The organism is Lysinibacillus sp. NPDC093688, assembly GCF_050280145.1.
Classification (GTDB): domain Bacteria; phylum Bacillota; class Bacilli; order Bacillales_A; family Planococcaceae; genus Lysinibacillus; species Lysinibacillus xylanilyticus_B.
In genome coordinates this window covers 1-10,061 of the sequence record NZ_JBNNUX010000068.1, presented here as the reverse complement: position 1 = coordinate 10,061, position 10,061 = coordinate 1, and the positions used below count along the sequence as shown (strand labels likewise).

General features: G+C 39.2%; 11 protein-coding genes. 7 read left to right on the top strand and 4 right to left on the bottom strand.

The genetic code is table 11. The features are described 5' to 3' along the window. From ACQKN2_RS24360 to ACQKN2_RS24345, 4 genes are all read left to right on the top strand, one after another. Window positions 1-190 (top strand): hypothetical protein (locus ACQKN2_RS24360; protein WP_427417224.1); only part of this gene is annotated, 190 nt, incomplete at its 5' end. Window positions 191-232: 42 nt separating this feature from the next. Then, window positions 233-925 (top strand): response regulator transcription factor, encoded by a 693-nt coding sequence (locus tag ACQKN2_RS24355; protein WP_427417223.1) that lies wholly within the window; start codon window positions 233-235, stop codon window positions 923-925. Beyond that, a complete protein-coding gene (locus ACQKN2_RS24350) occupies window positions 903-1,058 on the top strand; it encodes a hypothetical protein (protein WP_323650931.1) in 156 nt (51 codons plus the stop codon). The genes ACQKN2_RS24355 and ACQKN2_RS24350 overlap by 23 nt, the downstream gene beginning before the upstream one ends. Before the next feature lie 15 nt (window positions 1,059-1,073). Beyond that, entirely contained in the window at window positions 1,074-3,272 is a 2,199-nt protein-coding gene (locus ACQKN2_RS24345) for a sensor histidine kinase (RefSeq protein WP_427417222.1), read from the top strand. 37 nt (window positions 3,273-3,309) lie between these two features. Here ACQKN2_RS24345 and ACQKN2_RS24340 read toward each other — a convergent pair whose 3' ends face one another. From ACQKN2_RS24340 to ACQKN2_RS24330, 3 genes are all read right to left on the bottom strand, one after another. Beyond that, window positions 3,310-3,474: a hypothetical protein gene (locus ACQKN2_RS24340; RefSeq protein WP_427417221.1), complete on the bottom strand. Its 165-nt coding sequence runs from the start codon at window positions 3,472-3,474 to the stop codon at window positions 3,310-3,312. A gap of 96 nt (window positions 3,475-3,570) precedes the next feature. Continuing rightward, window positions 3,571-3,855 (bottom strand): hypothetical protein, encoded by a 285-nt coding sequence (locus tag ACQKN2_RS24335; protein WP_427417220.1) that lies wholly within the window; start codon window positions 3,853-3,855, stop codon window positions 3,571-3,573. Between the two features lie 164 nt (window positions 3,856-4,019). After that, window positions 4,020-5,168: an acyl-CoA dehydrogenase family protein gene (locus tag ACQKN2_RS24330; RefSeq protein ID WP_427417219.1), complete on the bottom strand. Its 1,149-nt coding sequence runs from the start codon at window positions 5,166-5,168 to the stop codon at window positions 4,020-4,022. 377 nt (window positions 5,169-5,545) lie between these two features. On the opposite strand from ACQKN2_RS24330, the gene ACQKN2_RS24325 reads away from it, so the two are divergent. Further along, on the top strand, window positions 5,546-6,625 hold the full coding sequence (locus ACQKN2_RS24325) for a metallophosphoesterase (protein WP_427417218.1): 1,080 nt from the start codon (window positions 5,546-5,548) through the stop codon (window positions 6,623-6,625). Here ACQKN2_RS24325 and ACQKN2_RS24320 read toward each other — a convergent pair. Continuing rightward, window positions 6,622-6,972, bottom strand: coding sequence for a hypothetical protein (locus tag ACQKN2_RS24320; RefSeq protein ID WP_427417217.1), 351 nt, complete (start codon window positions 6,970-6,972; stop codon window positions 6,622-6,624). The genes ACQKN2_RS24325 and ACQKN2_RS24320 overlap by 4 nt on opposite strands. 225 nt (window positions 6,973-7,197) lie before the next feature. Here ACQKN2_RS24320 and ACQKN2_RS24315 point away from each other — a divergent pair, with 225 nt between their 5' ends. Beyond that, complete coding sequence (locus tag ACQKN2_RS24315) at window positions 7,198-8,031, top strand: undecaprenyl-diphosphate phosphatase (RefSeq protein ID WP_427417216.1); 834 nt, start codon at window positions 7,198-7,200, stop codon at window positions 8,029-8,031. Between the two features lie 237 nt (window positions 8,032-8,268). Continuing rightward, entirely contained in the window at window positions 8,269-9,561 is a 1,293-nt protein-coding gene (locus ACQKN2_RS24310) for a protoglobin domain-containing protein (RefSeq protein ID WP_427417215.1), read from the top strand. Window positions 9,562-10,061: the final 500 nt, after the last annotated feature.

Below are 10,061 nucleotides of genomic sequence, written 5' to 3'. Positions count from 1 at the left end.
TCGTGTTGGCCCGAGACCCTGCAGCGAAGCGAAGCGGCTCATCGGACGCCCCCAGGAAGCTCTGCTCTGCGCGAAAGCGAAGCGTCAGCGGCAAAGCGCCCAGTCGGAACGGAAATCAACCCCATATTTTGTTGATGAGACTCATAAAAATCTTAAGAATTTCTTCATTTTTATAATAACTGGTTTTTAAGATTTAAAATGTACACTATTAATTGAGAGCGAGGTGTATATCATGACGAAACTAACAGTTCTTGTTACAGACGATGATCAAGATATTCGTGATGGTATTGAAATTTATTTAAAGAATGAAGGCTACAATGTTATTAAAGCTGCTGACGGTTTAGAGGCACTTGAAAAATTAGCAAACAATGAAGTACATTTAATTATTTTAGATATTATGATGCCGAATATGGATGGAATTACAGCGACGTTTAAAATTAGAGAAGAGCGCAATATTCCAATCATTATGCTTAGTGCAAAGGCAGAGGATGGCGACAAAATTCATGGTCTATCTGTAGGTGCAGATGATTACGTTACAAAGCCTTTTCATCCGTTAGAGCTGTTGGCCCGAGTGAAATCTCAGCTACGACGTTATGTACAACTTGGGACGTACAATGAAGGATCAGCAAAGGTGGAAATCGATGGACTTGTATTAGATGAAGATGCAAAGGAAGTCTATTTAGAAGGCGAGCCTGTTCGATTAACACCAATCGAATTTAAAATTACGGAATTATTAATGAAAAATGCAGGGCGTGTATTTTCGATAAGAGAGATTTATGAACGTGTATGGAATGAGGAAGCCTACAATGCAGAAAATATTGTGGCTGTACACATTCGAAAAATACGTGAAAAAATCGAAGCAGATCCGAAAAATCCACGTTATTTAAAGGTGGTGTGGGGCGTTGGCTATAAAATGGAAAAATAAAATAGAGCACTATGTTACAATCGCAGGGTTTGTAGCAGGAGTTATTGGACTAATTTATTTTGGTGTGTATGCCTATCAGTTAGTAACTGCCCGCTCTTCAGGGATGTTACAATTGCTCGAGAAAATTTTTTAGAGAGGAGTTAAAAGTATGGTGAAAAATTGGAAACCTCTTCTCGCTCTTTTATGTTTAGTCTGGGTGATATTTGGTCTTTTTACGTTCTCAAAAGTCGGGCATCGATATATTGGAAAGTCTTATTTTCAATCTCAAAATTTACAACCCCAACTTGATAATTTCCAGTCGGATTTAGGACCATTAGTGTTAAATGTACCAACGGCCGAAGATTTAAAAAGTAAAATTGTGGTGACACAAAGCGAAATTGAGGAGCATCGTAATCGCTATGGAACATTAGGAGAACAGATAGGTAATATTAAAACCCAATATGCGGAGCGCATTCAAGAAGCTACTAATGTCAATGCAACGGATTTAAAAACAAAGCTTGAGAAAGAGCGAGATGCCAAAATTAAAGATATTACGACTAATTTTGGAGATGATGAGCATGTCCGCAAAAAAATTCTCACTCAAAAAGAAGAGCTTGTTGATAAATATATAAAGGCAGTACAAGAAGAAGCAAAGAATTTCGTGAAAAATAATAATCAATGGTCTTATGAATTAACAAACACTGAATCAGGTAAAACATTTAGTTCGGGTAATGTTTCAGATAGTAGTGCTTTCAAAATAAAGTTTACTGGGCAACATCCATTAACGACTTCAAATATTAGTAGTGGTTATTTACACGATATTTTTTATCAAACAGATATCAGCTTGGATACAGAGGAACTTAAGGAAAATTTTGATTACACTGGCACTATAACTATCTCAAAAAAATCAGCACAAGCAGAAAGCATCATGGTGGGATATAACAATTTTAAAACCCGTCAATACACCTTCTCCTTTATATGGTTAACGAGTATTGTGGCAGCTATTTTTGCATGGAAAGGGCGTAAAGAAGTACTGCAGATGGTACAAGGTTTAACGGGAAAAGAAGCCTTTGCAAAGATGAAAATTGATTACTCAATCGTATTATTATTAATAAGCGCACTCGTATATTTGATAACATCTGATACTGCTTTTTATTCGATAATAAATGATTTTTATGACTATAATTATGTACGTCGTTTAATGGATATATTGTTTAAACTAGGTGTCTTAATCATTATTGCTATGCTGTTCTTTGTACAGCTAATTTGGTTGTATGATCGAGTGAATACAGCGCAGAAATTAGAGGAGAACTTAAAAGGTAGCGTTTTATGGTCACTAGGAGGATCCATTACAGATTTGTTTATAAATCGTTCCATCGCATTACATTCCATTGTGATGATTGGGGCAGCGTTTTTCGGTGGTGGAAGTCTTGTTGCTTCAATGATAGGCGGTGGTGGATTCCCCGTACTAGTATTGGGCATCTGTGCGATGATCGGTATTCCAGCCATGATTCTTTTCCTTTCTAAAATGGGCTACTTAAACCGAATTATGAAAGATACAAAAGACATGGCAAAAGGGCGTTTAAATCGCAACGTCAAAGTAATGGGCAAATCACCACTCGCGGAGCATGCCGAAAATCTTAATCATTTAAGAGAAGGCGTCAGCACGTCTATGCATGAGCAGGCAAAAAGTGAACGTTTAAAAACAGAGCTTATTACGAATGTTAGTCACGACTTACGCACGCCATTAACATCTATTATTACGTATACAGATTTACTGAAAAATCCTGATATTACGGAAGAAGAGCGCCAGCAATACATTCAAATCCTTGATAAAAAATCAGAACGTCTAAAATTACTGATTGAGGATCTTTTTGAAGTATCCAAAATGGCGAGTGGTAATATGGAGCTTCATCGCAGTCGAGTTGATTTAACCCAGCTTGTACAGCAGGCAGTAGGGGAGCATGAGGAAGATTTGGCACAGGCTCAATTAGATCTACGCATGACAAAACCTCATGAGCCAATCTACGCGTATGTAGACGGACAAAAATGGTGGAGACTGATTGATAATTTAATCGTGAATGTATTGAAATATGCATTAGAAGGCACACGCGTTTATGTAACATTGAAACGTACAGCAGAAGGCGACGCTGAATTCACGGTAAAAAATGTTGCAAAATATGAAATTAGCGAGAATGCCGATGAGTTATTCGAACGCTTTAAGCGAGCGGATGCTTCACGCCATACAGAGGGCTCAGGGCTAGGCTTAGCCATCGCACAATCCATTGTAGATTTGCATGGTGCTCGCATGAGTATAGAGGTAGATGGAGATTTATTTAAAGTAATCGTCCGAATTCCATCAGCATAAACCAAAAACAGCGGCAATTATATTGCCGCTGTTTTTGTTATGTTGAAAATGGAAAGGTTTGAAGGGATCTTTGTGAATGTTGCGATCGTCGATCCGTTGTTTTGGCGGTTCTATCCACGATTTTGGCGGTTCTATCCACGATTTTGGCGGTTCTATCCACGATTTTGGCGGTTCTATCCACGGATTCGGCGGTTCTATCCACGAATTTGGCAGTTCTATCCGTCGCTTAGACGGTTCTATCCGTCACTCCAGCTCTTCGTTCCGTCGCTTGTGCTCATACATCCGTCGTTCCAGCCAATCAATCCGTCGCTTTGACGAGGCTATCCACGACTTCGGCGGTTCTATCCACGGATTTGGCAGTTCTATCCGTCGCTTTGACGAGGCTATCCACGACTTCGCCGGTTCTATCCACGGATTTGGCGGTTCTATCCACGAATTTGGCAGTTCTATCCGTCGCTTTGACGAGGCTATCCACGACTTCGCCGGTTCTATCCACGAATTTGCCGTTCCTATCCACGATATTGGCGGTTTTATCCACGAATTTGCCGTTCCTATCCACGATTTTAGCGGTTCTATCCGTCACTTCAGCTTTTCGTTCCGTAGCTTGGACTCATACATCCGTCGTTCCGGCCCATCATACCGTCGCTTTGACGGGACATCCACGACTTTGGCAGTTCTAACCGTCACCTCGGCTCTTTGCTTTAAATCGCTGCCAATTCAGAGTCATGCTCACACCTCAATCCCATGTTATAACCCTAAATTCTTAGCAATAATCACTTTCATAACTTCGTTGGTACCTGCATAAATGGACATGACAGGAATGTCTCGATATCTTCTAGCAATCTTGTATTCTTCCATATAACCGTAGCCACCGTGTAACTGCATACACTGGACAGCGAGCTCACGGGCATTTTCTGTTATCCAGTATTTCGCCATTGAAACTTTTGTCACAACATCATTTCCTGCGATATGTTCCTCTATTAGAGATTCTAAAAATGATTTGCCAAGTTCGATTTTCGTTGCCATTTCGGCTATTTTAAATTGCGTATTTTGGAAGTCGCTAATTGATTTTCCGAAAGCTTCACGTGATTTTACATAATCAATTGTTAAAGCGAGCATGTCCTCAGCAGCCGTTTGTGCGGCGATGGCAACCGCTAAACGCTCTTGCTGCAGTTTTTCCATCATATAGATAAAGCCTTTACCTTCTTCACCAAGGAGATTTTCTACAGGGACGCGACAATCCTCGAAATATAGCTCGGCTGTGTCCTGTGCGTGCATTCCAACTTTTTCGAGCTTGCGACCTTTTGTGAAACCTGGTGTCCCGTCCTCAATGACAAGGAGGCTAATGCCACGATGTTTTTTTTCTGCCTGAGGATTTGTTTTTACAGCAACAACTGCTAAATTTGTATGAATACCATTTGTAATAAATGTTTTTTGTCCGTTAACGATATAATGATCGCCATCACGAATGGCAGTTGTTTGGATGTTTGCTAAATCTGAACCTGCACCTGGCTCTGTCATAGCAATGGCTGTAATATTTTCGCCTGTAACGCATTTCGGTAGCCAGCGCGATTTTTGCTCATTTGAGCCGTATGCCTCGATATAGGGCACGACGATATCGTTATGTAGACCAACGCCAATAAGGCTTGAACCTACACGCTCTAACTCTTCTTGAATAATAACGCCAAAACTAAAATCGAGCCCGAGACCGCCATATTGCTCTTCTACTTGAGGGCATAGAAAGCCCATTTCCCCAAGCTTACGCCAAAATTCAAGTGGAATAAGATGATCTTTCTCCCATTGTGGATAGTGTGGCTCGGCTTCCTCTGCTAAAAACTTACGTAAGGTTTTACGGAATAACTCATGTTCTGTTGATTCGAATTTATATTTTGTCATATGAACAGCACCCCTTTTTTTGTTCGTACATGCATAAATTTCCTCTTGCAACTATAATGTTACTGAAATATTCAGAAAAATTAAAGTGTATTATTTATAGTTTTTTGGTAATCGTATAATCAGGTCGAATTGAAAGAGGGGATATTACTATAATATAGGTTCTATTCTTAGACGCCCTGGGGTCTCATCTGAGTCCGCCCAGCCTCCAGTGAGATGACAATATTGTCACTTTCCTAATTACAATGTCATGTAAATCATACGATTAAATTATATAGAAGTTGTACACTTGATATAATGAGCGGTTGCCCTTTTACCCTTACTTTCTAGAAGAGAATGCTATAATCAACTAAGACTATATGAAAGTAGGGAACAGAAATATGCCTAAAGTAATTAGTGGAATTCTTTTAATAAGTATATATAGTGCTTTAACTTTTTACTTAGGATGGGGATTAAGACAGTGGCTTGTGGCGATGGGCTGGTTCCGTTATCCAATTTTATATTGGTTAGTGCTGTATATCATTGCGTTTAGTATGATTATTAGTAGATTGCACGAGTCTTTACGAATGTTTTCAATCATCAGTAATTACTGGATGTTTATTTTTGAATATGGATTATTGCTTTGCTTGATAGCGCACTTGATTATTTGGTTAAGTCCCTTTAACAATGTACAGATAGTTGGCAGTATAGCGATTGCTATGTTGTTTGTACTAAGTGGTGTCGGTACCTATTTAGCGTATTCACCTGTAGTCCGTCATGTAGACATAACGATGGATAAAAAGAGTAGTGAATTAGAATCGATGAGAGTTGTAGTTGCATCAGATTTTCATTTAGGAGTTCTATCAAATAAAAGACATTTACAGCGCTTCGTTACTTTATCGAATGAAGCAAAGCCCGATATCGTCTTTTTAGCTGGAGATATTGTGGATGATGATCCTAAATGGTTTGTTAAAGAGGGAATGGCAGATGTGATGAAGCAATTATCATCTACATATGGGGTGTATGGTGTACTTGGCAATCACGAGTATTATGGCAAGAAAATCCCTGAGTTTATTGAAGAGATGGAAAACGCAAATGTAAAAATTTTATGTGATGAAACTATTAGAATCGATAATGTGTTAGTATTAACGGGTCAAGAAGATATTACAAACAGGGATAGAAAGCAACTAGATGCATTGAAGACAACAGATGATTTGCCATGGTTTGTCATGAATCATACCCCAAATGATTTAAGTACGCCTGCAAAATTGGGCGTAGACTTCCATATGTCAGGTCATACACATAAGGGTCAACTATGGCCCAATCAGTATATTACAGCTCGTGTATTTGAGCTCGATTATGGTTATAAGATGAAGGAGAAAATGCATACACTTGTTTCATCAGGTTTTGGCTTTTGGGGTCCTCCAATGCGACTAGGCAGCCGCTCCGAACTATGGATTGTGGATATAAACTTTCGTTAAAAAGACGGCAGAAAAAATTTCAGTGGAGTAAGGCTGATGATAAAGGTTGTCTTTTGGCACATCATCAAAAAGTTGGGGATGACATTTGTTAAAACGTATGCCATGGATATAAGTTGATTGAAGTGGAGGCTGGGCGACTCCTCGGGGATCAGCAATAGAGGAACGAAGGCTAAAAGCATCACATCCTGTGATAACGCCTTCGTGACCAACATCGGTGCTGCTGCCGCTACGTTAGCACTACGCTTTCGCGCAGAAAACATCTGTTGGCCCGAGACCCTGGAGCGAGCAAGTAGGGGAACGAAGGCTAAAAGCATCACGTCCTGTGATAACGCCTTCGTGACCAACATCCTGTTGCCCCAAGCGGCTCATCGGACGCCCCCAGGAAGCTTTGCTCTGTGCGAAAGCGAAGCGTCAGCAAATGTTTTATCTGTGCGAAAGCGTAGCGACAGCAACAACAAAGCGCCCAGCCGGAACGGAAATCAACCCCACATTATGGTGATGAGCTCATCGTATATGAAAAAGTGTATTTTATAATATGTTTGTATTTAATTAACAAAAGGTAAGGTGACAATGTGGATATCATTGAATTATTAAAGGCGCTTATTTTAGGCTTTGTCGAAGGGATGACAGAGTTTGCACCAGTATCGTCGACAGGTCATATGATTATTGTAGACGATATGTGGTTAAAGACAGAGGAGTTTTTAGGGATGTATCCCGCCAATACATTTAAAATCGTTGTACAGCTAGGCTCTATTTTAGCCGTAATCGTTGTTATGTGGAAACGAATGTTAAATTTAGTAGGTCTCTATAAAATTGATGGCCAATCGAGCTCAGTGAAAGGTCACTTCAACTTAGCACATGTTATTGTAGGCATGTTGCCAGCAACTATAATAGGCTTTGCGGCTAAAGATTTTATCGATGATCATTTATTTAAAGTAGAGCATGTTATTTATGCTTTAGTAGCTGGGGCTATTTTAATGATTATTGCAGATAAATTTGCACCGAAAAGACCAAAAGTGGATTCGCTAGATAAAATTTCTTATGGTTTAGCATTTAAAGTAGGATTAGTACAATGTTTATCACTTTGGCCAGGGTTCTCCCGTTCAGGTGCAACAATATCTGGTGGTGTTCTATTTGGAATGAGTCACCGCGTGGCGGCAGATTTTACATTCATTATGGCAGTACCGATTATGGCTGGTGCTAGTCTAGTATCTGTACTGAAAAACTGGGATACGCTATCTATGGATTATTTTGGATTCTATGTAGTGGGCTTCATTAGTTCATTTATCTTTGCGTTACTCTCTATTAAGTTCTTCTTAGCACTTATTTCAAAAGTGAAATTAATGCCATTTGCTATTTATCGTTTAGTATTAGCTGCTGTGCTAGCTGTTATTCTCTTTATGTAATGAATAAAGTCACTCTTCTATTAAAGAAGGAGTGGCTTTTTTTTAGCGATTTTATCCCGTTCTAAGAAGAATGGAATGGTTAATAAGAGTTATTCGTAAGTATGATGGATTATTGCTTATTGCGGAAACAGATATTTTATACCTATTTATTGTCATTTCAGTTGTCTAGACAGTATAATTGATTTTAGAATTATTAGTTTTTAGCAAAATAGACATTAGTACGGTGGGGTGTAGAAGTTGTTTTATATTGGAAATAAGCCTAAGAAAAATACAATTGAGATTAGTGAAGAATCAAGTATAGGAGTTATTATTCAAGATCAGGAACGTTTACAACAGTTAAATCTAGTAAATTTAACGAAAGAAGATTTGCAATTAATTAGAAGTTTAAAACCGTATGTTGAACGAAATGTCGCAGAAGTAATAGCCGCATTTTATCAGGCGATTGAAAGTGTGCCAGACTTACGTGAAGTAATTGAAAAGTACAGCTCTAGTGAGCGTTTACGCCAAACATTACGCGGTCATATTATAGAAATGTTCGAAGGGCGTATAGACGATGCATTTTTGGAGAAGAGAAGGCGGGTCGCAAAAATGCATGTAAAGATTAACTTGTATCCTAAGTGGTATTTAGCCGCCTTTCAAAACCTTGAAAAATTGTTAAGAAAGATTGTTTATACGCTTCAATTAACGAGGAACGAAGAAGAAAAGTTTTGTGAGGCGATTAGTAAAATATGTAACTTTGAACAACAGATTGTCCTAGAGGAATATGATCATTATGCTAAGACATTAATGGAACAGCAACAGGATAGTGTTCGAGTACATGTGAAGGAAGTTATAGGCGGGATATCTACGCAGCTAGATACTCAATCTCATAGCACGAATGAAACCGTGACCGAACTTGTTGATAACGCTAAAGAAGTGAATGAATACTTAAAGGAAAGTATCGATGAGGCAAAAACAATGCAAAAAGTATCGTCTGAAGGTTATTCAAAAATAGTCCGAATCAATGAGCAAACAGGGGAAATTCATCATAAAACAGTTGAAATGTCGACTATGGTGGAGCAATTAAATCACTCTTCCTCGAAAATTAATGCTGTTATCGAAATAGTGAAAAGGATTTCTAATCAAACAAATTTACTTGCGTTAAATTCAGCTATTGAGGCTGCACGTGCAGGAGAGCACGGAAAAGGCTTTGGTGTCGTGGCGAGTGAAGTTCGTAAGCTTGCAGACCAGACGAAAAGTTCGGTTGAACAAATCGGAGACCTCATCACGATGTCGAATGGCATTACCAAACAAGTTGTTCATGCCATTCATGAGATCCAAGAGCTAGTGAACAATAGTATTGAACAAAACTCGGAATCTTTAAAAGCGTTTGATGCCATATCTGGCTCAGTAAACGGTTCTATCTCAAACTTCCAAAACGTCGGACTGAAAATAACAGAATTGGCGGAAATCATAGAAACAATTGGTGAATCTTCCGAGGAATTAAAACAAGTTGCCAATCGTTTAGATACAACAATTAGAGATTTTTAATGACTATGCATAAAGCCTGTGCATAGTTTTTTTATTTATTAGCATAGTGAAGGGTTGATTTCCGTTCCGGCTGGGCGCTTTGTAGCTGCCGCTTTGCTTTCGCTACAGAAAACATTTGCCGCTGACGCTTCGCTTTCGCGCAGAGCAGAGCTTCCTGGGGGTGTCCGATGAGCCGCTTCACTCGTGATGCTCTTAGCCTTCGTTCCTCTATCACTGATCCCCGAGGAGTCGCCCATCCTCCACTCCAATCAACCTATTTGCATGGCATACGTTTAACAAAATGTTATCCCTAACCAATTCATTAGAAATCACTTGTATGGCCTATTACCATAGCGATTTTCCGTTCACTGGGCGCTATCAACTTAGCTCATGAACAAACCTTTTAAATAAAATGCCATCCACAACTAAACTGTACCCTATAAGATAGACACTTTGAAAAAAGTCTATCCTATAGGGTACTTTTGTTTATAATGAGAAAAAAGATGTCGGAGCGGAATGAA

Coding starts and splice junctions, on each gene's coding strand:
- ACQKN2_RS24355 (WP_427417223.1), top strand. CDS start 233: ATGACGAAACTAACAGTTCTTGTTACAGACGATGATCAAGATATTCGT.
- ACQKN2_RS24345 (WP_427417222.1), top strand. CDS start 1,074: ATGGTGAAAAATTGGAAACCTCTTCTCGCTCTTTTATGTTTAGTCTGG.
- ACQKN2_RS24330 (WP_427417219.1), bottom strand. CDS start 5,168: ATGACAAAATATAAATTCGAATCAACAGAACATGAGTTATTCCGTAAA.
- ACQKN2_RS24325 (WP_427417218.1), top strand. CDS start 5,546: ATGCCTAAAGTAATTAGTGGAATTCTTTTAATAAGTATATATAGTGCT.
- ACQKN2_RS24320 (WP_427417217.1), bottom strand. CDS start 6,972: ATGTTGGTCACGAAGGCGTTATCACAGGACGTGATGCTTTTAGCCTTC.